This window comes from Streptomyces sp. NPDC028368 (assembly GCF_055565615.1).
Map to the genome: position 1 here is coordinate 101,330 of NZ_JBVHTY010000022.1, position 22,502 is coordinate 123,831.

22 protein-coding genes and 1 tRNA gene are annotated in these 22,502 nt (G+C 71.1%); 10 read left to right on the top strand and 13 right to left on the bottom strand.

Features of this window, described 5'->3' with window-relative positions; genetic code table 11:
- Positions 1–178 precede the first annotated feature (178 nt).
- A complete protein-coding gene (locus tag ACZ4S3_RS35840) occupies positions 179–754 on the bottom strand; it encodes a CGNR zinc finger domain-containing protein (RefSeq protein WP_467942288.1) in 576 nt (191 codons plus the stop codon).
- A 108-nt stretch (positions 755–862) separates the two neighbouring features.
- On the opposite strand from ACZ4S3_RS35840, the gene ACZ4S3_RS35845 reads away from it, so the two are divergent.
- The 3 genes from ACZ4S3_RS35845 (at position 863) to ACZ4S3_RS35855 (ending at position 3,321) form a co-directional block, all read left to right on the top strand.
- On the top strand, positions 863–2,035 hold the full coding sequence (locus ACZ4S3_RS35845; RefSeq protein WP_467942290.1) for an epoxide hydrolase family protein: 1,173 nt from the start codon (positions 863–865) through the stop codon (positions 2,033–2,035).
- 309 nt (positions 2,036–2,344) lie between these two features.
- Positions 2,345–2,722, top strand: a complete 378-nt coding sequence (locus tag ACZ4S3_RS35850; protein ID WP_467942293.1) for a DUF6193 family natural product biosynthesis protein — start codon at positions 2,345–2,347, stop codon at positions 2,720–2,722.
- A gap of 176 nt (positions 2,723–2,898) precedes the next feature.
- Positions 2,899–3,321 (top strand): pyridoxal-phosphate dependent enzyme, encoded by a 423-nt coding sequence (locus ACZ4S3_RS35855; RefSeq protein WP_467942297.1) that lies wholly within the window; start codon positions 2,899–2,901, stop codon positions 3,319–3,321.
- A gap of 169 nt (positions 3,322–3,490) precedes the next feature.
- Here the strand turns inward: ACZ4S3_RS35855 and ACZ4S3_RS35860 are convergent, their stop codons facing one another.
- The gene (locus ACZ4S3_RS35860) at positions 3,491–5,800 is read right to left on the bottom strand and encodes a hypothetical protein (RefSeq protein WP_467942300.1); all 2,310 of its coding nucleotides are present in this window, start codon (positions 5,798–5,800) and stop codon (positions 3,491–3,493) included.
- A gap of 2 nt (positions 5,801–5,802) precedes the next feature.
- Positions 5,803–5,874 (bottom strand) — tRNA-Ser (locus ACZ4S3_RS35865).
- A gap of 450 nt (positions 5,875–6,324) precedes the next feature.
- On the opposite strand from ACZ4S3_RS35865, the gene ACZ4S3_RS35870 reads away from it, so the two are divergent.
- The 5 genes from ACZ4S3_RS35870 to ACZ4S3_RS35890 all read left to right on the top strand — a co-directional run bounded on the left by ACZ4S3_RS35870 (position 6,325) and on the right by ACZ4S3_RS35890 (position 12,237).
- A complete protein-coding gene (locus ACZ4S3_RS35870) occupies positions 6,325–7,548 on the top strand; it encodes a serpin family protein (RefSeq protein WP_467942305.1) in 1,224 nt (407 codons plus the stop codon).
- Positions 7,549–7,662: 114 nt separating this feature from the next.
- Complete coding sequence (locus ACZ4S3_RS35875) at positions 7,663–7,911, top strand: hypothetical protein (protein ID WP_467942307.1); 249 nt, start codon at positions 7,663–7,665, stop codon at positions 7,909–7,911.
- A 315-nt stretch (positions 7,912–8,226) separates the two neighbouring features.
- On the top strand, positions 8,227–9,018 hold the full coding sequence (locus ACZ4S3_RS35880; protein ID WP_467942310.1) for a hypothetical protein: 792 nt from the start codon (positions 8,227–8,229) through the stop codon (positions 9,016–9,018).
- A gap of 94 nt (positions 9,019–9,112) precedes the next feature.
- Positions 9,113–9,661 (top strand): MarR family winged helix-turn-helix transcriptional regulator, encoded by a 549-nt coding sequence (locus ACZ4S3_RS35885; protein ID WP_467942313.1) that lies wholly within the window; start codon positions 9,113–9,115, stop codon positions 9,659–9,661.
- Positions 9,658–12,237 carry an MFS transporter gene (locus tag ACZ4S3_RS35890; protein ID WP_467942316.1) on the top strand — a complete coding sequence of 860 codons (2,580 nt, stop codon included), beginning with the start codon at positions 9,658–9,660 and terminating at the stop codon, positions 12,235–12,237. Before ACZ4S3_RS35885 ends, ACZ4S3_RS35890 begins: the two co-directional genes overlap by 4 nt.
- Positions 12,238–12,313: 76 nt before the next feature.
- Here ACZ4S3_RS35890 and ACZ4S3_RS35895 read toward each other — a convergent pair whose 3' ends face one another.
- From ACZ4S3_RS35895 to ACZ4S3_RS35930, 8 genes are all read right to left on the bottom strand, one after another.
- A complete protein-coding gene (locus tag ACZ4S3_RS35895) occupies positions 12,314–12,448 on the bottom strand; it encodes a hypothetical protein (protein ID WP_467942319.1) in 135 nt (44 codons plus the stop codon).
- 183 nt (positions 12,449–12,631) lie between these two features.
- On the bottom strand, positions 12,632–13,252 hold the full coding sequence (locus ACZ4S3_RS35900; protein WP_467942323.1) for a TetR/AcrR family transcriptional regulator: 621 nt from the start codon (positions 13,250–13,252) through the stop codon (positions 12,632–12,634).
- A 247-nt stretch (positions 13,253–13,499) separates the two neighbouring features.
- A complete protein-coding gene (locus ACZ4S3_RS35905) occupies positions 13,500–14,900 on the bottom strand; it encodes a DUF2252 domain-containing protein (protein WP_467942327.1) in 1,401 nt (466 codons plus the stop codon).
- Between the two features lie 19 nt (positions 14,901–14,919).
- Positions 14,920–15,309, bottom strand: coding sequence for a DUF7144 family membrane protein (locus tag ACZ4S3_RS35910; RefSeq protein ID WP_467942331.1), 390 nt, complete (start codon positions 15,307–15,309; stop codon positions 14,920–14,922).
- Between the two features lie 134 nt (positions 15,310–15,443).
- On the bottom strand, positions 15,444–16,286 hold the full coding sequence (locus ACZ4S3_RS35915; RefSeq protein WP_467942334.1) for a hypothetical protein: 843 nt from the start codon (positions 16,284–16,286) through the stop codon (positions 15,444–15,446).
- Between the two features lie 42 nt (positions 16,287–16,328).
- On the bottom strand, positions 16,329–17,516 hold the full coding sequence (locus ACZ4S3_RS35920; RefSeq protein WP_467942337.1) for a Glu/Leu/Phe/Val dehydrogenase dimerization domain-containing protein: 1,188 nt from the start codon (positions 17,514–17,516) through the stop codon (positions 16,329–16,331).
- On the bottom strand, positions 17,513–18,982 hold the full coding sequence (locus ACZ4S3_RS35925; RefSeq protein WP_467942341.1) for a thiamine pyrophosphate-binding protein: 1,470 nt from the start codon (positions 18,980–18,982) through the stop codon (positions 17,513–17,515). Before ACZ4S3_RS35925 ends, ACZ4S3_RS35920 begins: the two co-directional genes overlap by 4 nt.
- Before the next feature lie 94 nt (positions 18,983–19,076).
- On the bottom strand, positions 19,077–19,850 hold the full coding sequence (locus ACZ4S3_RS35930; protein ID WP_467942345.1) for an SDR family NAD(P)-dependent oxidoreductase: 774 nt from the start codon (positions 19,848–19,850) through the stop codon (positions 19,077–19,079).
- Positions 19,851–19,975: 125 nt separating this feature from the next.
- On the opposite strand from ACZ4S3_RS35930, the gene ACZ4S3_RS35935 reads away from it, so the two are divergent.
- Together ACZ4S3_RS35935 and ACZ4S3_RS35940 are read left to right on the top strand one after the other, a co-directional pair.
- The gene (locus ACZ4S3_RS35935) at positions 19,976–20,506 is read left to right on the top strand and encodes an HAD domain-containing protein (protein ID WP_467942347.1); all 531 of its coding nucleotides are present in this window, start codon (positions 19,976–19,978) and stop codon (positions 20,504–20,506) included.
- A gap of 45 nt (positions 20,507–20,551) precedes the next feature.
- Positions 20,552–20,944, top strand: a complete 393-nt coding sequence (locus ACZ4S3_RS35940) for a VOC family protein (protein ID WP_467942350.1) — start codon at positions 20,552–20,554, stop codon at positions 20,942–20,944.
- Here ACZ4S3_RS35940 and ACZ4S3_RS35945 read toward each other — a convergent pair.
- Positions 20,941–21,651, bottom strand: coding sequence for an HAD family hydrolase (locus ACZ4S3_RS35945; RefSeq protein WP_467942352.1), 711 nt, complete (start codon positions 21,649–21,651; stop codon positions 20,941–20,943). The two genes, ACZ4S3_RS35940 and ACZ4S3_RS35945, sit on opposite strands and share 4 nt — an antisense overlap.
- The gene (locus ACZ4S3_RS35950) at positions 21,648–22,367 is read right to left on the bottom strand and encodes a phosphatase PAP2 family protein (RefSeq protein WP_467942355.1); all 720 of its coding nucleotides are present in this window, start codon (positions 22,365–22,367) and stop codon (positions 21,648–21,650) included. Before ACZ4S3_RS35950 ends, ACZ4S3_RS35945 begins: the two co-directional genes overlap by 4 nt.
- Positions 22,368–22,502 lie beyond the last annotated feature (135 nt).

Below are 22,502 nucleotides of genomic sequence, written 5' to 3' on the forward strand. Positions count from 1 at the left end.
CCGCCAACACCCCCGACTGCGAAGAGCCGATGAACGTCGCCGATCAGCAAACGTAGACGTACTGATTGAGGACGTTGATCGAAGGCGACGGATGGCTCTTGGTGGTGCCGTTGGGGTGCACCCAACGCGACAGATGTGTCGCAGGCGTGGGGCCCACTTGGATGTACCGAGGTGACGATCACTCCGCTGATCCGGGGTTTTTGCGCTGGTTGGCATTGAAGCGCGCTTTCTTCTGACGATTCCCGCACGTGTTCATGTCACACCATTTGCGGGTGCGGCTTTGGCTGGTGTCGAAGAAGGCGGCTTGGCAGGTTGGTGATGCACACAAGGCCAATTTTCCGTCTCGTTCGCCTGCGATGATGCTGATCGCGTCGGCGGCGATCACGCTGAGGGCATCTTCCACGCAGGAAGCCGAGCCGAGCCGCCATCGCCGCTTACCCTCGGGCGTCAGGATCGCCGCGGCCCGACCCTGAGCGCTGCAGTCATTGATGACTTGGACAGCAGACGCAGGGAGAGCGTCCTGGATCGCGGCCGCTGTCGCGGCGGCGTGAATCGACTCCCTCAGTTCCCGAGCGAGGTCGAGCTGGGCAGTGGTGCAGGAGTCCACGGCGAGACCGTTCACTGCCAGCCAGTCGATGAGTCGGTGCGGCGCCGGAATGCGCTCCACAGCGTCGCCATGACGCTCCGACAGAGTCCCCGTGAAGCTGGTCGCCAGCACGTTACCGAGGCGGAAGTCAGGGAAGCCAGCACGCATGGAACCACCTTAGCCGGTTGCTCGCCGACAGGAAGACATGCCATGCTGGAACCGTCTTAGCCGGTTCGCACTGGTTCGCAGCCGGTTCCGCGATGGCCAGGAGGTCTCATGCCCCGTCCAACCAGCGACGTGCAAGCATTTGAAGCCCACGCAACTGATGCCGACCTCGACGATCTGCGCGCGCGACTGGCCGCGGCGCGACTACCGGAGGCCGAGACGGTCCATCGCGCCGCGCCCGACCCTCGCCGATGGGAACAGGGCGTTCCTCTCGCCGACCTCGTCGATGTCGTGAACTACTGGCGCACCGGGTACGACTGGCGGTCGTTCGAAGAGCGCCTTAACCGCATCGGCCAGTTCCGCACGACCATTGATGATCTGGGAATCCACTTCCTGCACCGCCGATCCGCGCGCGCAGATGCCACTCCTTTGATCTTGACGCACGGCTGGCCGGGCAGCATTGCCGAGTTCACCGATGTAGTGGACGAGCTGGCAGATCCGAAAGATGCAGACGCGCCGGCGTTCCACGTCGTGGTCCCGTCGCTACCAGGCTTTGGTTACAGCGACAAGCCGGCCACCACCGGGTGGGGAACCGAAAAGATCGCGGCCGCATGGGTGGAACTGATGGGAAGGCTCGGCTACAGCAAGTTCGTAGCCCACGGCGGCGACTGGGGAGGCAATATCACCACGGTTCTCGGCGGCAGGTTCCCGGCGCACGTTCTCGGCATCCACACGTTGTTCGCGGAGGCGCCGCCCGGGTTGACAACGGACGGGCTGACGGCGGTCGAGCGCAAGTGGACCGAGGAAACCCGCGATTTCTGGCGCCATCGCGCGGCGTACGCGAAGCAGCAGGCGACCCGACCGCAGACCATCGGCTACTCGCTCGTCGACTCACCGGTCGGGCTTCTTGCCTGGATCCTTGACAAGTTCGCCGAGTGGTCGGACACCGAAGACAGCCCGTTCGAGAGGATTTCCATAGACCGCGTTCTTGACGACGTCACCCTGTATTGGCTGACGCGGACCGGCGCATCGGCGGCCCGCATTTACTACGAAAGCCACAACTCGCTCGATCCCGAACTTCGGGTCGACGTCCCGTCAGCAATCACTATGTATCCCCGCGACATCGAGAAGAGTCCGCGCCCCTGGGCACAGGAGCGGTACCGGCAGATCGTCCGATGGAGGTCGCCCGAAATCGGGGGACATTTCCCGTCGCTGGAGGTTCCCGAGTATTTCGTCAAAGATCTACAAGAGGGCCTCGCGGCAGTGCTGGCCGCTCGTCGGTGAACGCGGCTGGGTGCCGGCACTCGATCACCGCCTGATCCGGCTCAAGGCGTTGCCCGACGGCTTCCGGACCGAGTTCACCGAGACGGCAGAACGTGGCCAGACAGGGCGCGGCGAAGAGAGCGTGGAGCAAGTCGAGGTCTTCCGGATGGCAGACCTCGACGCGTACCCGCCAACACCCCCGACTGCACCCTCAACTGCGAAGAGCCACGAAACGTTCGCCCTCCGGAGCTGAGGCGTGTCCCGGGACGGGGCCAAGTGTTATCCGCACGAGCTGGCCGAAACCTTTCGCTGTCGAGCAGAATGTGGGGCATGACGGAGGGCGCGCCCGAGGAAGACATCATCGAAGCCGCATGGCGGAAGCTGCTTGCTTCCCGTCGGGTGGACGGCCGGTTGCTACGCGCCGCCCACGCCGAGCCCCGACTACGGCAGCTGTTCCCCTGGGTCGGCATGGGCGAGTTGCACTTCAGCCGGTGCACAGAGCTGCGTTGGACCTGGGACGTCCCCTTCATCGCCCCGACGATGGGCGGCGGTTTCCTCGTCGGCGGGCCCTCACGCTCCCAGAGCGTCGGCCCCGCCCCGACCGCGGAGGCCGCCATCGCGATGGTGGTCGAACGACTCCCGCCAGGCTGCGGTCGCGCCTTCGTCGGCACGCCGGAGGAACTGGCCGAAAAGGAACAGTCGGAGTAGTCGGAGCGGATGCTCCTTTCGGGGGCTTGGGTGATGTCGGCCTTCAAGACCTGGTGGTGAACTTGAAGGCCTGCTTTGTTCCCCCGATGGACCGGAACGGGCGCCGGCGGAAGTCAGCACGAAGTCGGCGCGAAGTCGGCACGGTGGAAGTTCCCGGGCCGCCGGGCGGGGCCACGGTGTTAGCGAAGTACAAGTTCGCCAACCCCTTCGGCTCGGTGAAGGACCGCACCGCCTACTCCCTCGTCTGTGCCGCTGTGAACGCCGTCCAGGACCCCGCGGAGAAGCTGCGGATACTCGACGCCTCGGGCGGCAACATGGCCCGCGCGCTCGCCAAACTCGGCGGGCTGATGGGGGTTCCCGTCCGGGTCGTGGTCCCCGGATCGGTACCGCCCAGCCTGCTGGCGGAACTACGGGCGGAGGGCGCCGAGGTGGAATTGGCCGACCCCGATGAATTCCTGGTCGGCATCATCCGCAAGAGCGAGGAGATCGCCGCGCGCGAGCCAGGCTGGACACTGCTCTCGCAGTACCGCAATCCCGGTCCTGGTCGTCATGGTCTTGCCGACTCGTCGGGTGCCAAAAAGGTGGCCTCGCTGACCTGACGGCCACGTTTGCTGCCGTCGAGGGTGAGGTGGCCGTACCGGTCCACCGTGATCTTGATCGAGCTGTGGCCCATCCACCGCGACACCTCGTGGATGGGCACACCGTTGCTCAGGGGCACGGTGGCCCAGCGCCGAGCAGGTCCTGAGAGGGTTCTCGAGCTGCCAGGACCTATCCGCGGGCCGTCTGAACCACCGGCTCCGCCTGCATCCAGTGGCCGACGGTGCTCCAGCCAAGGAAACGGCGGGCCCGGCCGTCCTGCGCGGTGCCTGCGTCGTCGAACGCGCCGCCGTCGGCGACCAGGCGCAGCCCAGCGACCGCAGGCGCCAGCCGGGCGGCGACGTGGCCGGGCTGCCAAGTCGCCTCGTCCTCGAGCCAGGACACCACGGCAGCCGCCTCCTTGGGACTGCACAGCGACAGATAGAAGACCAGGTGTCGCCAGCCGTAGGCCGCGTCCTTGATGGCGTTCAGCGGTCGTGGGTTGTGGTGCACACGGGCCGTCAGGCCGCAGACCGCGGTGAAGCAGCGGCAGGCGAGGTCGGCCCAGCCAGGGGCTGGGGCGACACCCATTTTATGAACCAGCGTGGCCAGGTTGTGGCTCGTGAGGATGTGGGCCTGCTCGATGACCATCCCGTTGGCCGCCAATGACCAGCTGCGATGGGCATCCGCGCGCTTGTGACACAGGTCTGCGAACGCCTGGGACGGGGGCTCGCCGTATCGCTTGGTCTTGGTGGTGGCATCGATCGCGGCGATGGTTCGGTAGTCGATGCCGTAGTAGCGCTCGTAGAGCGTGCCGCGGAGCACATCGCCCGCGATCTTCGCTGCCGCGAGGAACTTACGGGAGAACGTGCCCATGAAAATGTCAACGGCCAGCTCCTCGACGAGCGGCACCTCGATGCCGGCCTCCCGAGCGAGTGCGCCCACCTCGCGGATGAGCGGGTTGGGCAGGATCGTTGCCGGGAAGCCCTGAAGGGCCAGTTCACCCAACTGCACCAGTGCGGCGCCCGCACTGTGCCGGGCCTCGTTGCCGCCGCGGCGATGCCCGGCCACCGCTCGGACCCACGGCAGCTCCTCGATCCTCACCTGGTGCTCCAGGTTGAGCAGCAGCAGCGAGCGGCGCTTACGGAAGGCCCGGTAATGGGCGGCCATCAGCGAACGCAGCGCCTCATCGCCGTAGGCCAGTGCGGTGGTGGAGGCGACGAGCTGCGGTACGAGTTCGGCCAGGACCTCGGCGGAGGGCACCACGCCCCGCTCGATGAGGGTGCCGATCGGGGCGCTCAGCGCTCCCTCGACAGGGCCCCGGATCGCCTCCGGAATCCGGGCGCCCACGGGCAGGCCGGACAGCTCACGCTCCTCTTCGGTGACCGGCCGAAGGAGCGCTTCCACCTCGGGCGTCCCCGACTGCTGTGGGAGGTCGGACAGCCGGCGGACCACCAGCTGTGCCAGGGCGTGGAGTGAGGGGCACGCGGCAACGGCTGCCTGCCGCCCGCGGAGGGCGGCATGCTGCTGCGAGCCGGGCAGGCCACGGCGGCGCACCATCGAGTCGATCGCATGCTGGAGCAGGCCCCTTTGACGTGCGCTCAGGGGGCGGCGGGCTGTCACCTGCTCCAGCGCAGTGCGGAGGATGGCCAGGTTCTCCTTCGGCTTGCGGTGCTTGCCGCAGCGGGTGTGGGCGGAGGCCAGCTGCCGGTAGCGCTTCAGCAGCGCGGTGCCGCGGACATACCAGCTCCTGTCCGGGGTACGCGCCAGGACCTGGCCGGACTCGAGGGTCTCCAGCCAGTGAGTGAGCAGCTCGTCAGCGAAGGGGTTCCAGACCGCCAGCGCTTCGTTCATCGCCTCGACGGCCGGGTTGGGGCGGCGGCCGGCGACCGCCTCGCGTGCCTCGCCGACCGTACGGCGGTACGCCATCTGTGCCCTCGGCGCGGGGAGGCCCGTGGGCTCGGGTGCGAACCGGAGGCGGTCGGCGAACGGCTGGAGGACATCGAGGAGTTCCAGCGCGCCGAGCCGATCTCCCGAGCGCACCAGCCATGCGACGATCAACAGCGCGGCCTCTTCGGGGACGGCTATGTCGTAGCTGCCGCTGTCGAGCATGGCGGTCAGTTCGGCGAGGCCTGCGTCGGTCAGACAGTGCGCGAAGAGCGCGCGGCGGCTCTTGGGGATGCCCGCCTTACGGGCCGCCTCGACCTCATACGGTTGGAGGGGCCCGCCGGCGCTTGCGGCGCCGGTGGCGAACCCACCGCGTACGACCTCGGGCGTCACCCAGGCGGGGAGACCGGCGGCGGGTGTTCGTGAGCCAATGGTCAACGTGCCGTCAGCCATGCCGGCCAGCACGCTGCGCCAGCGACTGATGCGGCCCTCGGCGCGGCGGCGGGTGTCGGCATCCTCGTGGATCACCGCGGTGGTGAAGGCTCGGGCCAACTGGTGTACTGCGTAGCCGGGATGCTGGAGCACGGCGTGACGCTGCTCATCGTGGTCGTTCATAGCCAGCGTGGCGGGTTCCGCCCCCGCGCCCTCCGGGTCTCAAGCCCGGTGCTCTGCTGCTGAGCTACACGCTGATGCGGTCAAGGCTAGGCGGAGCCAGGGTAGACACGCAAACATCTTTTCGAAAGGCGGGCCGGGCTGCCGTACGACCCGGGTCCGCGTTCAGACGCAGGCGGAGGGCCATGGCCCAGGCTTCGACGTCCGCACCGAGATGTTCTGCCGTCAACTCCTGGGCCCCGGCGCACGGTTGTGCCCACGCAGACGTAGATTCGCACCCGCTCCGCCGGTGTGATGTTCCTGCAGTGCGCGTACGGCCGTGCGTTGACCCCGGGTTCGTCGACGTCGAGGAGTGCTTCCCGCTCCTCGACGGGCAGGGACGAGGCGGAGGCGTGCGCCTCCAGGGCCGCAGTGCCGCAGCAGGGAGAGGACGTCGGTCCGCCACGGCTCCTGCTGCGGGCACTGGTGTGCGATCTGTCGTACGGTTCTGCGTCGCGGCACCTGACGGTGCATGGAGGGGGAACGGCATGACGGCAGAGGCGGGGCCGCTCATCGGCCACGGGGCGGCGATCCGTGGGCTCGCGGAGCGGTGGCTGGAGGTGGTGGCCGGCGATGAGGTCGTACGCTCCGGCGGCGGGGACTTCGCCTGCTCGCCTGCCGGGCTATGGCTCGCCCTGTCGGCCGTCGCCGCAGGCGCGAACGGCGATACGGCGCAGGAGCTGCAGGGCCTGCTCGGCACGGCAGGTGAGGAAGCCGCGAGTGCCATCACCGAGGTGGCCCGCGCGCTGGCGCGTACGGACGCCCTCGCCGTCGCCACGGGGGCATGGGCGTGTGCGCCCGTCTACCGGGCCTTCCGCGAGGCACTGCCGGACATCGGCTTCGGGAACCTCGATCTCGACGATCTCTCCGCCATCGACGCCTGGGTCAAGGAAGCGACCGGCGGCCTGATCGAGAAGCTGCCTGCCGAGCCGGACGAGGAGACACTGCTTCTGCTGGTCAACGCGCTTGCCTTGAAGGCTCGTTGGGCGTCGCCGTTCGCCGCGCGCCATACGAAGCCGCGAGATTTCACGGATGCGGCCGGCCGGACGCACCAGGTCGCGACGATGTACCGGCTGATCCCGGTCGCCGATGCCTGGACCGTACCGTCCGCGGACGGCCGGGCCACCACGGTGGTGGAGCTGCGGTGCGCGGCGGCCCACGACGGCAAGCTCCCCGCGACGGTCCGCTTCGTCCTCGGCCCGCAGGACGCGCCCGCCGAACACGTCCTGCCCGCATCCTGGGCCCCGCACGAGGCACGCACCGCGTTCGACGCCGACGATGTGAGCCTCGCCCTCCCGCGACTCGAACTCCGTATGAACCTCGCTGTGACACCGCACCTGGAGGCATTGGGCATACGGGAGGCCACCGGCGACGATGCCGACTTCTCCGCGATGTCCCCGGAGCCGCTGAAGATCGACGAGGTGGTGCAGGAGTGCCTGGTGCGGGTCGCGGAGAAGGGCGTCGAGGCCGCGGCGGTCACGATGGTGCCGATGGCGAACCCGGGAGGACCGCCGCGCCCGCGCCGTATCCACCGCATCGCCTTCGACCGGCCCTTCGGCCTCGTCGTCCTGGACGGGAGCGGCGAGGTTCCCCTCTTCACCGCCTGGCAGGCGACCGCACCGCGCGATGTGCCCGCGGCCCGCGATGCCGCTTCGCGCCCGGCGGGCCGCGCTCTGCGACGACCGGTCATCGGACGACGGCCGCTGCCGTGAAACTCCGGAAGCGGGCGCAGGGTCACAGCCCTTGATCACGGACGGGCCTGGCCGGGGTGATCGGCGACCGCACCTGCCCGCCAGCAGCCAATGGCGCAGGTCGCTGATATTGACGTGTCGCAGCAGGTCGATGAGCCGCGGGTCCACGGGGACCTGCCCGCCGCGCCGGCCGATGCCCGCGAGGATCCGCACACGTTCTTTGTGCGCGAGGTCGCCGTACTCGAACAGTCCGGCGTTGACGCCGGGTTCGTCGAGGTCGAGAAGGGCTTCCCGCTCGGCATTCGGCAGGTCGCGGCGGGATGCGTGGACCTCGAGGGCGGCACTGCCGTGGACGGCTACGACTTCGTCGTGGACCCCAGGTGAGGGCTTGCCGTAGGCAAGGAGACGGTGGACTGCCCGCATATCGAGGTAGGGCACGAGGGCAATCTGAACCTCTTCGGGGGCGCAGACGTAAAGGTGCAGGAATACCGCTCGGGAACCCGTGGGTTCGGGGGCGGGGAAGACGGCGTCCAAGGGCTTCGGCCATGTGGTGATGCGTTCGCCGGATGTGCGGGCCTCGGTAACGAGTTGCGCGGCTGTGCCGGCGAAACGCGACAGGAGGGCGTACAGCGTCAGCCACGCGGTCGGGTCGGCGCCGAGCGGAGCGAGCAGGTCGGCGACGGCCTTACGGGTCGGCTCATGGTCGTACGGGAGGCCGGCGAGGAATCGACGGGCGGGTGCCGCCTCCGTCAGGATGCACTCGATCGGCAGCCATCCGCTGGTGACGCCGCGCCCGATGAGGGCGTCGAGGTCGAACGCCTCGTGAGGGACCTCGGTGCCGAGAAGCGCCTCCTTGGGCAACCGCGCTGCGTGTTCCGCTGCCCGCCGTGGATCGGCCCGGAAGCCCGCCATGACCAGATCCTCGACGAGCCCACCGGGCGCGTACCAACCCGGATCGGCGGGGTCTGCGGCCGCCGGCACCGCCGGCCGTATCCGGGGTCTTCCGTCCGGGTGCGCCGACCAGTACAGGGCGGATCCGGTATCGGGGTCGCCGAGCGCGGCGAGCCGCCGCTGAGCGGCTTCGATGCGCTCGCCACCCCCGGAGCGGTTACTCGCGAGCGCCTTGCGCAGCTCGCTGTCGCCGGATTCGACGACGGCATCCAGCAGCCGGTGCGGCAGCTCCACGCCATGGCGCAGCAGCCACCGGACCTCGGCCCGCATCCGCGCGATGAGCAGGGCGGCAAGGGACCGGTCGGCCAGCCGGAAGGCCGGCGTGATGGCGGTCTGCTCGTCGTATCTCACCTATCGGTGTCCTCTGATCAACTCTGCGACGGGCAAACCAGCTTGGCACTCGCCCCGGGCCTCAAAGGAACGATCCACGACACGGTGGCGCCCCGAACCGGCTCCGCCGGCACCTCAAGGGTCCGGGGCGGTGGCGGTCCGGGTCCTTGTGCCGGGGGTGTGGTCGTGTGCGGTCCGGGGCGAGGCTAGACTTGCTAGGTACAAGCAATATGTTTATCGGACCGACAGTGGGTCGACGGTGGGCCGGCAGGGCTGCCGACAGACGTACCGGGGGAGCATGGCGATGGGTAACGGCACGGGGCACCCCTGTGACCGGACGGGGCCGCGGGTCACGGCCGAGTCGGGACTGGCCGAGGCGGCCGCCGGGCTGGGTACGGAGATCGTCCGCTTCTCGCGGCTGATCGCGGCGTGGAAGCAGCGCGCCAAGAATGACACCGGCGCGGCCGACCGGGTGCTGCTGGCCAGGCTCGTGGTCGGCGGCGACCGCAGGGCGACCGATCTGGCCGCGGACGCCTTCTTGGACCTCTCGACGGTCAGCCGTCAGGTGCGCTCACTGGTGGAGCGGGGTCTGGTCGCCCGGCGTCCGGATCCGGAGGACCGGCGCGGGACGCTGCTGGCCGCCACCGACGCGGGGCGGGCGGCCTTCGAACAGTACCGGCGGCAGCGCGACGCCGAACTGGCCGCGCTGCTCGATCCGTGGCCGCCGCAGGACCGGGCGGATCTGATCCGGCTGCTGGGCCGGCTCAACGAGGACTTGGCAGAACAACACGCACGGCAGATCCCCGGAGGCGACCAGGGCGCCGCCGTGGAGCAGGGAGACACACACGCATGAGCACATCGACGTCGCCGCCCGCGGCGGACTCCAAGGCGATAGCGGACTCGGGGGGACTGAGCCACCGGCAGATCCTCACCATCCTCAGCGGTCTGATGCTGGGGATGTTCCTTGCCGCACTCGACCAGACCATCGTCAGCACCTCGATCCGGACCATCGCCGACGATCTGCACGGCCTCAGCCAGCAGGCGTGGGCCACCACGGCGTACCTGATCACCTCGACGATCGCCACGCCGCTGTACGGCAAGCTGTCCGACCTGTACGGCCGCAAGCCGTACTACCTGGCCGCGATCAGCATCTTCGTCGCGGGCTCGGTGCTGTGCACCTTCTCCACCTCGATGACCGAACTGGCCTCGTTCCGGGCGGTGCAGGGTCTGGGCGCCGGCGGTCTGATGTCGCTGGCGCTGGCGATCATCGGTGACATCGTCCCGCCGCGGGAACGCGCCCGCTACCAGGGCTACATGCTCGGTACCTTCGCCACCTCCAGCGTGGCCGGACCGCTGATCGGCGGGGCGCTGGCCGGCCAGGACCAGCTGATGGGCGTCACCGGCTGGCGCTGGGTCTTCCTGGTCAACGTGCCGATCGGCATCATCGCGCTGTTCGTCGTCGCCAAGGTGCTCAACATCCCGCACACCCGGCGCGACCACCGCATCGACTGGTGGGGCGCGCTCACCATCGCCATCGGCGTCGTACCGCTGCTGCTCGTCGCGGAGCAGGGTCGCGAGTGGGGCTGGGACTCGACCAAGTCGATCGTCTGCTACGCCGTCGGTGCCGTCGGCATCATCGCCTGGATCTTCGTCGAGCGGTGGATCGGCGACGACGCGCTGATCCCGATGCGGCTGTTCCGCAACGGCACCTTCAGCATGACCAGCCTGCTGTCCGTGCTGATCGGTATGGGCATGTTCGGCGGGATGCTGATGATCCCGCAGTACCTCCAGATCGTGAAGGGCGCCAGCCCCACCAAGTCCGGCCTGGAAATGCTGCCGTTGATGGCGGGCATGCTGATCGCCTCCATCGCCTCCGGTCAGATCACCGCCAAGACCGGCCGCTACAAGATCTTCCCGATCATCGGTACTGCGCTGATGATCGCCGCGATGATGCTCTTCCACTACCGGGTCCAGTGGGACACGCCGCTGTGGGAGACCATGATCTACATGCTCGTCTTCGGCCTCGGCCTGGGCGGCTGTATGCAGACCCTGGTGCTGGCGGTGCAGAACGCGGTGCCGCCGAGGGACATGGGTGTGGCGACCGCCTCCTCCACGTTCTTCCGGCAGATGGGTGCCACCGCCGGTACCGCGATCTTCCTGTCGGTGCTCTTCAGCACGGTCGGCGACAAGATCTCCTCGGCGTTCAAGGACGCCGTACACACCGACCGCTTCCAGGCCGCCCTGCACGACCCGTCGGTGCTGCACGACCCGGCCAACAAGCCGGTGCTGAACATGCTCAAGGGCCCCGGCGGCGGCAACTCCTCCGGGGTGCTCAGCGACTCGTCGTTCATCCAGCACCTCGACCCGCGGCTGGCCGAGCCGTTCAAGCGCGGTTTCGCCGACTCGATGCACACCGTCTTCCTGATGGGTGCGCTCGTCGTCGCGCTGGCCTTCTTGCTGGTGCTGTTCGTCAAGGAGGTGCCGCTGCGGCAGATCTCCGGTCTGCAGGCGCGTGCGCAGGCGGATGCGGAGGCCGGCGGCGAGGCGCCGGGCGCGGGCAGCGCGGAGGGAGCGGCCGCGGAGGTGGCGGTGGCTGAGGCCGCGGTCGCCGACACCGTCGTCCAGGCTCCCGCCGAAGCGGTCCCCGTCGGGGACGTGGCGGGCGGTCCCCTCATCCAGGGTTCCGTACGGGACGGCAACGGCAGCCCGGTGGCGCAGGCCGTGGTCACCCTGATCGACGTCGGCGGCCGGCAGCTCGGCCGCGCCTCGACCGCGGCCGACGGCGGCTACGCACTGCCCGTACCGGGCCCCGGCACCTATGTGCTGATCGGCTCCGCGGGATCCCGGCAGCCGCAGGCGGCGACCGTCGTCGTGGCGGATGAGCCGGTGCGGTTCGAGCTGACCCTGAGCGGTTCGGCGGGGCTGTCCGGCGAGGTCCGCGAGGAGAAGGGCGACGATCCGGTGCCCGGCGCGCTGGTCGTGGCCACCGATGTACGGGGTGAGGTCGTGGCCTCGGGCCTGGCCGGCCAGGACGGCGGCTTCGCCTTCGGTGAACTGGTCCCCGGCAGCTACACGCTGGCCGTCAGCGCCGACAGTCACCGCCCGTCCGCGCTCCAGGTGGAGGTCGTCTCCGGCGCCCGTAACTGGTACGAGGTCCGGCTGACGCACGGCGCGCGGGTGCGTGGCGTGGTGCGTACGGCGAACGGCGGCGCGGTGGAAGACGCCCGGGTGACCCTGCTCGATCCGGCCGGCAACGTCGTGGGCACCGCCACCACCGGCCGCGACGGCGAGTACGTCTTCACCGACCTCGACAGCGGCGAGTTCACGGTGATCGCCAGCGGCTACCCGCCGGCCGCCAGGCCGCTGCGGCTGGAGGGCACCGGACGCAGCGAGTTCGACATCGAGCTGGGGCATGACCCGGTGATCTGACGGCTCAGCCGAGCAGATGGTGCGAGCGCCCGGCCGGGGTTTCCCGGCCGGGCGCTCGCGCGTGGGCGGGGCCGGTTCAGCCGGCCGCGGGCCCGGTGGTGTGGCCGACGGCCGGTATGAACGTGACGACGATGTAGTGGCCGCCGACGGTGATCAGGAAGGCGCCGGAGGCCGGCAGCCAGGTCCGCCACGCATCGCGCACCACGGCCACGGCCGGAGTCTCCCGTTGCTACGCCTGGTCCAATCGCCTGCCGGCGGCCGGCACCGCCTTCATCACCCCGAGCGTCTGGGAGGGCGAGACCGTCGCCCGCCTCGCGTTCCCGCACCCCAAGATCACCCGGAGACCGTACGCGGCATCCTCGACTCCCTCGCCGCCGGCGGCCGACCCGCCGCCTCAGCCCTCGGCCTCGGCGCCCTCGCCCGCGCCGAGGCCGAGCTCCCGCGCGAGCGCCTCGTCGACCCAGCGCTGCATGGTGCGGCGCGGCAGCGCACCCTCGTACGTGATCGTCTGTACGGCGAAACCGTCGAGCAGCGCGGTCAGCCGCCACGCCGCGCCCTTGGGGTCCGCGCACACGAACTCGCCCGCCGCCGCGCCCTGCCCGATGACCTCGGCGAGCGCCGCCTTCCACTGCCGGTCGAGGTCCTGCGCCACCTCGCGCAGCACCGGCTCGCGCAGCGATGCGGCCCAGCCCTCGATCCACAGCTTCCAGCCCTTGGCCTGGCCGGTGGGGGAGTACCAGCGCAGCGCCGCCCGCAGCCGGCGCAGGGCGCTGCCCCGCCGCTCCAGCAGCGACCGCAGACGGTCCAGATCGGCCTCGGCCGCGTAGTGGAAGGCCGCCGCGACCAGCTTCTCCTTGGTCGCGAAGTGATAGAGCACCAGGGCGTTGCTCACGTTGAGTTCGGCGGCGACATCGGCCACCCGCAGGGCCGCGACCCCACGCCGCTCGATCTGCCCGACCGCCGCGCGCAGCAGTTCCTCGCGCCGCTCCGCCACGCTCAACCGTACTCTCGCCACGCCGTCACCCTACTCAGTGGCCCGGACGCCGTCGCGGCCGTCCGGACGAAACCTGGTGACGACCTCTTGACCGGTTCCCACGGCACCCCCCACCCGCCCGCCGCTGCCGACACCGCCGAAGACGCCAACTCCCCGGATCTGTACGCCGGTTGGCGTGCCCAGCGGACCCGCCTCCGCAAGGACCTGTGCCGCCTCTCCTCTCCGTGGGCCTGGTCTTCGTGGCGGTCGGGGCGCGCGGCCGGCGGCGTCAGCCCGGTTCGGCAGGGACCCGGCCCGCGCGGACCGCGTCCACCAGCGCCTGATGGTCCCGCTCGTTCTGGTCGGCGTAGCGCTCCGCGAACCGTGCCAGCGCCCGGTCGAAGACGTCACCCCGGCCGAGATACGCGGCGAGGGCGATCCGGTCGCCGCTGCGCGCGTGCGCCCGCGCCAGCGTGGCCCCGCACAGCGCGGCGAACCGGCGCATGCCCCGGGGAACCATGATCCCGGTCTCCACCACGCCCTTCCAGTCCCTCAACTGCCGTATGTAGAAGTCCCGTTGACGGCCGTCGAAGCCGGTGGCCCGCTCCCAGCCGAGGAAGATGTCGCTGGCGGCCTGCATCAACCGCTGCCCCGCCACGACCCGTTCGCCCTGATGGAGGTGGCGGCTGGGCGTGGTGTACGCGGCGAGCACGGACTCACCGGCCTCCTTCGCCTGGAGCAGGAGAGGGTCATCGGCATCCCTGCCGAGCAGCAGAACGACCCAGCAGCGGGTCCCCACACTGCCGACGCCGACGACCTTACGGGCCATGTCGACCACCCGGTACTGCTCCAGCAGGCGGCGATGGTCCGACCGCAGACTGCGCGCATACCCCCGGATCAGGCCGCGCAGCGCCTCGGCCGTCTCTTCGCCCGCCGCGCCCGGGAGCAGATCGGCCAGCGGCACGATCAGCGGCGGATCGGCGGCGAACCGCACCCGGCCGCCGTCCACCCGGACCAGCTTGCGGAAGGCCTGCAGCGTGTCGCGTGAGCGCGCCTTGTCGATCACGCTCGCCAGCCGCCCCTGGCCGGTGCTCCCGAGCCGGTCCGCCTCCGCGACCCGGACGTCCTCCATATCGGCCCGCGCGTACCAGACATCGAGGGTGCGCATCCCCGCGTACCGGCGCAGCTGCTCGCGGTATGACGCGCAGGCGGTGCGGACGATGCCGGACCGGGTGGCCGCGTCGAAGCCGTTCTCCCGGCCGGCGATCACCAGGCTCGCCGCGAGCCGTTTGACGTCCCACTCCCAGGGGCCGGGCAGCGTCTCGTCGAAGTCGTTGAGGTCGAAGTGGAGATGACGTTCGGGGGAGGCCAGCAGCCGGAAGTTCAGCAGATGCGCGTCCCCGCACAGCTGGGCGGTGAGCCCGGTGGCCGGGGTGGTGGCGAGATCGGCCGCCATGATCGCGGCGGCGCCACGGTAGAAGCGGAACGGTGACTCCAGCATCCGGCTGTACCGCAGGGGAACCAACTCCGGTACGCGCAGCGCCGATTGCCGCTCGATCAGCTCCACCGGATCGGCGCGGCCGGCCGCCGGGGCGTACTCGGCGTGGCTGGAGCGCGGGACGTCGCGGCGGAGCGCCCGGCCGGCCGTCGCCCGCTCGGTCGGCCCGGCGCCGTCCTGTAGGGCGGGCATCGCCACCTCGCCCGGCCCGTCAATGGGTCACTCGGCGCCGGTCACCCGTGCACAGCGCCCAGACGATGGTGACGTTGATGGCGAGCAACACGATGCCCCAGAACGGTGCGTGCGGGATCCACAGGAAGTTCGTGAGCGCCGCGATGGATGCCAGCGTGACACCGACCATCCGCGCCCACACCGCGCCGCCGAACAGCGCACAGCCGGCGAGGAAGATGACGATGCCCAGGATGAGATGGATCCATCCCCAGCCCGTCAGGCTGTAAGCGAAGAAGTAGTCCCGCGTCTCGTCGAAGACATGGTCGTGGGCGATGGCGGAGATCCCCTCGAGGACCGTCATGATGCCGCCGAAGATCATCAGCACCGCGGCCAGACCCGTCCAGCCGCTGAGGTGTTTCCGAGTGGCCATGGCCCGCTCCTCACAGGAGAAACTTCAGACACCTGGCCGTCGACACCCGAGCCCGCCGGCGGACATGCTCTCGATTCACGGTTTCACAGGTGCCCGGTACCCGCATCTCCGCCGGAGGGCCCTGCCGCCAGAGGTCAGGGGTGTTCGAAGAGCTGCAGTACACCGGCGAGTGAGAAACACACCGCGCCCGCGAACGTTCCCCAGTTGGCTACGGCGACGCTGATCTGGCTTCCGGTCTCTGGGCGGGTGAAGGCGGCCAGCGCCGAGACCAGGAAGAGCGCGGAACCGAGCTGATTGACGGCAACGATCCACCAGCCCAGACTCCGCCGGTGGACGCCCGGCCGGCCATGACAGACCTCGAGGAGCGCCAGGTGCCCGGAGATCAGGAACAGCAGACAGCCGACCATGTCCGGAGCCCACACGAGCCGGTCGGCCTGCTGCACGGTGAGCCCCTGGAGGAAGGAGTCCAGCAGGTCGACACCGAAGACGAGGGTGCCGATGAACAGCGTGAAGGTGCTCAGCCAGTCGATCCGGCCGGGCTCGTACGTCCACCGGTTCCAGCGCGGGGTGATCAGCGCACCGGCCGCGCTCTCCCGGCGCGGGGCGTTGATCGCCTGGAGCAGGGACGCGTAACCGCCGGCGCAGAAGAAGACGCCGCCCGTGAAGAAGACGGCGGCCCACGCGGTCGGGCTCCCCGGCCCGAGCTGGGCGAGCGCGGCGCCGAGCGCGAAGAGGAGCCCGCCGACGGTGAAGGACACCGCGGCGACGGTGTTGAGCCGGCGCAGCCGGGCGCGCCCCGCGGCGTCGGCGCGCCGCGGCCGGCTCGCGGTCTCCCCGGCGGGCCGCACGGCGAGCGTGCCGCGCTTGCGGGCCGTGCGCGACTCCCACACCGCGCTGCCGCCCTCGGCAAGCGGCCAGGTCACCCGGGTGGTGAAGGGTCCCGCGCCTTGTGTGCGCGCCTCCTGTGATCGGCCCATCCGCCGAGCGTAATGACCCCGTACGGGAGGGCACGCGACGCCTCACCGGTGGCAGCCGTACCGTTCGGTGATCTCCGGTAGCCGGTCGGTGACCAGCGCATGGGCGGCGGCCCGCGGCGTGCTGCCGTCGGCCGCGGCGCGGGCCAGCATCCGCTCGATCAGCGCGCGCATGGAAGCCCGGATATGGGCGAAGGCCTGCTCCGCATCGGCCTCGATGTCGCCGAAGAGGGTCCACCACCACCACGCGTTGGTAGCGGAGTTGACGACCACATCCGGAAGTACGGTGATGCCCCGGGCCGCGAGCGGCGCCTCGGCCTCCGGAACGACCGGCATATTGGCCGCCTCCACCACCCAACGCGCCCTGATGTCCGCCTGGTTGGCGGCGGTCACGCAGTACGACACCGCCGCCGGGACCAGCACCTCCGCCTCGGCGGACAGCCACGCCTCGGCCGGCAGCTCAGCATCCCCCGGGCCCAGCGCCGTGCGGTCCATCGCCCCGAAGGCGTCCCGGCCGCGCAGCAGCGCCTCGACGTCCAGACCGTCCGGGTTGGCGACAGTCCCCTTCACATCGGCGACGGCGACCACCCGCAGCCCCGCCCGCGCCAGGAACCGGGCGGTGGCGCCGCCCATCGTGCCCAGGCCCTGGAGCGCGACCCGGGTGCCGGCGTACGGCGTGCCGTCCCGGTCGAGGGCGGCCAGTACCGCCTCGGCGACGCCGCAGCCGCCGGCCAGTTCGTCCAGCCCGATCCCGTCCACCTCCACGGCGAAGGCGTCGGCGAGCCGCTGCCGGGCGGCGTGTTCGTCGTCGAGCAGTGGGTAGACGGCCTGGATGGAGGAGACCAGACCGGCCTCGGCGGCCGCCTTGTCGACGAGGTCCTGCGTCAGGCCGAGGTCCTCGCCGGTGGTCCAGAACTGCTCGATGTACGGGCGCATCGCCCGCAGATAGCGGGTCAGTAGGCCGAAGGCCTCCAGGTCGTGCGGATCGCAGTCGATGCCGCCCTTGGCGCCGCCGAGCGGGATGTAGCGGGCGCCGGGGGTGTGGTGCAGTGCCTCCTTCATCGTCATTCCGCGGGCGAGGCCGGTGACTTCCTCGAGCGTGCAGCCTTCCCGCATCCGCAGCCCGCCGCTGGCCACGCCGCGCACCAGCCGGTCGATGACGAGATGGCCGCGGCGGCCGGTGAGGTGGTCGGTCCAGGTCAGGGAGATCAGCGGGGCGGTGGGTGCGCTCATGGGGCGGTCTCCTCGGCAGGCGGGAAGGGACGTTGGGGGCTGTGCCCTTCGGTGGAGTGCGTTCCGGCGGAGTGTGTGTGCGGTTCGGGGACGGTGATCACGGTGGGGCCGGGCACGGTCAGGGCGGTGCGCAGCGCGTCGGCGAGCGCGGCGGGGGTGTCCGCGCGGGCGCCGTATCCGCCGTACGCGCGGGCGAGCGCCCCCAGATCGAGGGGCGGTCGGTCGACGGCCACCGGGGTGTCACCCCGCGCCGCCATCTCGTCGCGGATCTCTCCGTAACCGCCGTTGTCGAATACGACGACCGGCAGCGGCAGCCCCAGATCGACCGCCGTCGCCAGCTCCTGCACGGTGAACTGCAGCCCGCCGTCCCCGCTCAGCGCGACGACCGGCCGGTCGGGGTGGGCCGCCTTGACGCCGATGGCGGCGGGCAGGGCGTAGCCCAGGGTGCCGAATCCGGTGGGGTGGAGACAGCGGCCGGGCGGATCGACGGGCAGATGGGGCAGCGCGCCGTAGTAGCAGCACTGGGCGCTGTCGGAGGTGAGGACCGCGGTGGGCGGCAGTACGGACCGGATCGCGGCGAGAAACGGCAGCCGGTCCCGGTCACGCGCGCCGGTCTCGGCATCGGCCGCGGCGCCCAGTGCGGCGGCCGCATCGCGAGCCGCGGTGCGCCCGGTTTCGGCCGTGGGGCGCTCGCGGAGCTCGGTCAGCAGCCCCCGCAAGGTCTCGCGGCCGTTGGCGGTGGTGGCCACCGGCGCACCCAGCCGTTCGGCCAGCGCGAGCACCTCGGCCCGCGCCCCGTGCGCGCCACCGCCGAGCACCAGCGCCGGACGGCGGGCCTGCCCCAGCGCCCCGGCCGCCGCGCGCAGCGCTTCCGGCGGCGGGCGCAGGGGGAGATGCGGGGGCGCGAGCGGCGGCGGTCCGGCCGGTTCGGCCGCCGTCAGCAGATCGAGCGGCACCTCGAGGTGGACGGGCCGGGGCCGCCCCGACCGGAAGCGGGTGAACGCGCGGGCGACGGCCACACCGATCTCCGCCACCGACGAGACACGGTGACTGAAGGCCGTCAGATGCCCGAAAGCCCCGCTCTGGCCAGGCATTTCATGCAGCAGGCCGGTGGCCGGCCGGGGATGCCGCAACGGCATGCCGGGGGAGACGACCAGCAGCGGAACGCTGTCGGAGTGTGCCTGGCCGATGGCGGCAGCGATGTTCATCAGGGCGGGCCCGGTGGTGGTGATCGCCACGCCGGGCCGGCCGGTGGCGCGGGCATAGCCGTCGGCGGCGTAGTCCGCGCCCTGCTCGTGCCGGGGTGTGAGGTGCCGGATGTGCCGTACGCCGCGAGGTGCCGGGCTGCTCGGGGGCGAGCGGGACCAGTTCCCGGCGGAGCACGGACACGGTGCCTCCAGGCGGTGACAGCGGGCGAAGTAACTGAACCGCGAGTCAGTATCGGGACCGCCGGAGAAGGCTGTCAACGGAGACTGCTGAATTGCCGTTCAGTACCGTGCCCGGCGAAGCGCTCGCCGCTCGCCGCCGCGGTGCGCCGGCGGAAAAGGCATGCGGCGCGTCTCAGGTGACGGAGAAGCCGCCGTCCACGAACACCGTCTGCCCCGTCACATACTCCGCACCCGGCCCCGCCAGGAACACCGCCGCCCCCGCGAAGTCGTCGAGCTCGCCGTTGCGCCCCGCCATCGTGCGCCGGGCCATCGCCTCGGTGCGCTCGGGGTCGGCGAACACGGCCTCGTTGAGCGGGGTGCGCACGAAACCGGGAGCGATGGCGTTCACGCTCACCCCGTGCCGGGACCAGGCCTCCGCCTGCGACCGGGTCAGCGCCGCGATCCCGGCCTTGGACACCCCGTACGCTCCGCTGTTGCCGAACGCCCGGATCGCCTGCTGCGAGGCGATGTTGATGATCCGGCCCCAGCCGCGGTCCGCCATGCCGGGCCCGAACCGCCGGCCCAGCAGAAACGGCGCGTCCAGATTGACGGCCATGGTGCGGTCCCAGTCGGACACCGCCAGCTCGTCCATCGGCGGACGGGGGTTGACCCCGGCGGCATTGACGAGGATGTCCGGCTCGCCGTGCCGCCGCACCACTTCCTCGGCGCCCCGCTCCAGCGCGTCCCGGTCGCCCAGGTCGACGCCGACCCAGTCCGCCGCGCACCCCGCCGCCCGCAGCTCCCCGGCCGCCTCACGCAACGCCTCCGCACCTCTGGCCAGCAGAACCACCTCGGCCCCGGCGCGCCCCAGCGCCGTTGCGACGGCCCGGCCGATACCGGAACTGCCCCCGGTGACCAGTGCCTTGCGGCCGGTGAGCGAGAACAGTGCGTCGAGGTAGGCGGTCATGGCGCGAGATCCTCCCGAGGTCAGGCCGACGCCGCTCGAGGTCCGGGCGACGCCGTCGCGGGCCACGGTAATCCGGGCCCGTCCCGGCACTCGCGCCGGCCGCCCCCCAGGAGCATCATCACCGCGTGACCGATCAGCGCCCGCTCCTCTTCCTCGACGTCGACGGCCCCCTCAACCCATGGCTGGCCAAGCCGCACCGCCGGCCCGTCGGCTACACCACGCTCCGGGCGCGGCCCACCGGGTGGGAGCCCCCGCGCCCGCCCCTGCGCGTCTGGCTCAACCCCGGCCACGGGCCGCTCCTGATGGGTCTGGGCTACCGGCTCATCTGGGCGACGACCTGGAAGACGGAGGCCAACACCTGGATCGGCCCGGTGCTGGGACTGCCCGAACTGCCCGCCGTGGACTGGCCGCAGATGCCCTCGCACGATCCGGACGGCGTGCACTGGAAGACCCGCCCGCTCGTCGCCTCCGCCGGCGGCCGCCCCTTCGCCTGGGTGGACGACGAGATCGGCCCGGCCGACCTCGAGTGGATCGCCCGCCACCACCGGGGCCACGCCCTCCCGTATCGCGTCGACCCGACGAAGGGCCTCCTCCCGGACGACTTCGCCGCACTGCGCGACTGGGCGACGGGGACATCGTGGGACAGCAGTGACTGATGGGGCTATCGTTGCCCGGGATACGGCACATTGAGGGGGATGCTCATGGAACTCGCCCAAGTCCGCCTGCTCGTCGAGGACTTCCGCGGCTGCTACCGCTTCTACCGTGATGTCCTGGGGCTGAAGCCGCAGTTCGAGGCCGAGGACGGCCCGTATGCGAAGTTCCTGTGCGCGAGCGGTCCGGCGGGCGTCGCCCTGCAGGAGCGGGCGAGCATGGCCGAGGTCCTCGACGAACTGGGCGCGCAGCCGGCCGGGTACCGGTCGCTCGTCGTGCTGCGGGTCGATGACGTCGACAGTTACAGCGCGGAGATCGCCGGGCGCGGGGCCGTTCTGGTCCACGGCCCCGGCCCCATGACGGACCGGATGCGGGTCGCCCACCTGAAGGACCCCGAGGGGAACCTCATCGAGCTTCAGGAGTGGCTGGTCCTGCGCGCCTAGTCCGCGGACTGACCCACCAGCTCCAGCGCCGGCCGCAGCCCGTCCGGCCGCCGCTCCGCCGGCAGGTGGTCCACCGGCAGGTACCGGCATCCCAGCGCCGTGGCGCCACCGTCCGCCGTCCGGTCGTCGCCCACCATCAGGACGTCGGACGGTGCGAGCCCCAGCGCGTCGCAGGCGATCGCAAACAGCTCGGGGTCCGGCTTCTGGATGCCGTGTTCGTAGGACAGGACGTAGCGGTCGATGTAACGGTCCAGGCCGTGCGCGCGCAGCACCGGCCGCAGATCCCAGCCGATATTGCTCAGGACGCCGGTCCGGACCCCGCTCCCGTGCAGCCGCGCCAGCACCTCGGCGGCATCGGGGTACGGGGACCAGGCCTCCGCCGTCATATGGCGCTCGTACAGCGCGTCGTACAACTCCGGCCCGGGAAGCGGGACTTGGCGGGCCAGGCCGGTGTACAGCTCGCGGTGACGGTCGGCGTCGCGGTCGCGCAGCTCCCAGAGCTCCGCCAGCTCGCCGGGGAGTTCGGCGGGGGTGGAACCGCCGGGCAGCGCGCCCGCCCGCTCCAGTGCGGCCGCCTGCCGCGCGATCTCGGCGTCGTCCATGGCCGTGCCGGACGCGTCCAGGGCGGCGCGGAGCCAGGACTCGGCGGACTCGATCCGCATCAGCGTCCCGGAGAAGTCGAAGAGCACACCTTTGATCGTCGTCATGACGGCCATCCTCGCCGGTGCGCGGCGCCGGGCCAATCCCGCGCGAGCCGCCCCGTGTACCAGGGATACGCCGCCGTCGCGCCGGCCGCCAGCGCGCCGCCCAGCAGCCAGCCGCCCACGACATCCGACGGCCAGTGCACGCCCAGATAGACGCGGGTGAAGCCGACACCGACGACCGAGACGGCGACCGCCACCCGCGCCGCCCACCGCAGACGCGGGGACGCCCCGTGCAGCCGCAGCAGCCACAGGACGAGGGCGCCCGCGATCGTCACCGACATCGCATGCCCGGAGGGAAAGGCCGCGTAGTGCGCCGAGTCCACCGGATCCGGCCAGGCGGGGCGCGCCCGCCCGATCACCGCCTTCAGGGTCTGCTGCAGCGCCGTACCGGCGAGCGCGGTGGCCGCCACCCACACCCCGAGCGGCCACGCACCACGCCGTACGAGCCACCCGACCACCGCCGCGAGGATCGCGCGCATCGTCCATGGGTCCCACACCCAGTCCGTCAGCAGCCGGTTGATCCGGGTCCAGGCGGGCTCGGTGACGGCAACGCGGTGCAGGGCATCCGTCACGCGGGTGTCGAAGGCGAGCAGCGGACCCCAGCGCGCGACGACGACGAAGGTGACGAGGACGGACAGGAACGCGAGCAGGGTGCGGGGAAGGGCCGGGCGGGCGCGGAGCAGGGCGGGACGGGCGGCGGGATGCGGGCTCGGTGCCATGGGGTGATCCTCCCCGACGGACGGCCTGCGGGCGAGGCCCCTAGGGCCTGTCGTTTGGATCAGGTCGGGCTCGCGGGGTCTGGCACGCGCATCTGCGGCGTTGTCGTCAATCAGCAATGCTCCGCGTTGCCTCAA

Bases quoted from the DNA above. Each gene is read 5' to 3' on its own strand.
- ACZ4S3_RS35840 (WP_467942288.1), bottom strand. From the start codon at position 754: ATGCGTGCTGGCTTCCCTGACTTCCGCCTCGGTAACGTGCTGGCGACC.
- ACZ4S3_RS35845 (WP_467942290.1), top strand. From the start codon at position 863: ATGCCCCGTCCAACCAGCGACGTGCAAGCATTTGAAGCCCACGCAACT.
- ACZ4S3_RS35850 (WP_467942293.1), top strand. From the start codon at position 2,345: ATGACGGAGGGCGCGCCCGAGGAAGACATCATCGAAGCCGCATGGCGG.
- ACZ4S3_RS35860 (WP_467942300.1), bottom strand. From the start codon at position 5,800: ATGAACGACCACGATGAGCAGCGTCACGCCGTGCTCCAGCATCCCGGC.
- ACZ4S3_RS35870 (WP_467942305.1), top strand. From the start codon at position 6,325: ATGACGGCAGAGGCGGGGCCGCTCATCGGCCACGGGGCGGCGATCCGT.
- ACZ4S3_RS35880 (WP_467942310.1), top strand. From the start codon at position 8,227: ATGGTCGTACGGGAGGCCGGCGAGGAATCGACGGGCGGGTGCCGCCTC.
- ACZ4S3_RS35885 (WP_467942313.1), top strand. From the start codon at position 9,113: ATGGGTAACGGCACGGGGCACCCCTGTGACCGGACGGGGCCGCGGGTC.
- ACZ4S3_RS35890 (WP_467942316.1), top strand. From the start codon at position 9,658: ATGAGCACATCGACGTCGCCGCCCGCGGCGGACTCCAAGGCGATAGCG.
- ACZ4S3_RS35905 (WP_467942327.1), bottom strand. From the start codon at position 14,900: ATGCCCGCCCTACAGGACGGCGCCGGGCCGACCGAGCGGGCGACGGCC.
- ACZ4S3_RS35910 (WP_467942331.1), bottom strand. From the start codon at position 15,309: ATGGCCACTCGGAAACACCTCAGCGGCTGGACGGGTCTGGCCGCGGTG.
- ACZ4S3_RS35915 (WP_467942334.1), bottom strand. From the start codon at position 16,286: ATGGGCCGATCACAGGAGGCGCGCACACAAGGCGCGGGACCCTTCACC.
- ACZ4S3_RS35920 (WP_467942337.1), bottom strand. From the start codon at position 17,516: ATGAGCGCACCCACCGCCCCGCTGATCTCCCTGACCTGGACCGACCAC.
- ACZ4S3_RS35930 (WP_467942345.1), bottom strand. From the start codon at position 19,850: ATGACCGCCTACCTCGACGCACTGTTCTCGCTCACCGGCCGCAAGGCA.
- ACZ4S3_RS35940 (WP_467942350.1), top strand. From the start codon at position 20,552: ATGGAACTCGCCCAAGTCCGCCTGCTCGTCGAGGACTTCCGCGGCTGC.
- ACZ4S3_RS35945 (WP_467942352.1), bottom strand. From the start codon at position 21,651: ATGACGACGATCAAAGGTGTGCTCTTCGACTTCTCCGGGACGCTGATG.
- ACZ4S3_RS35950 (WP_467942355.1), bottom strand. From the start codon at position 22,367: ATGGCACCGAGCCCGCATCCCGCCGCCCGTCCCGCCCTGCTCCGCGCC.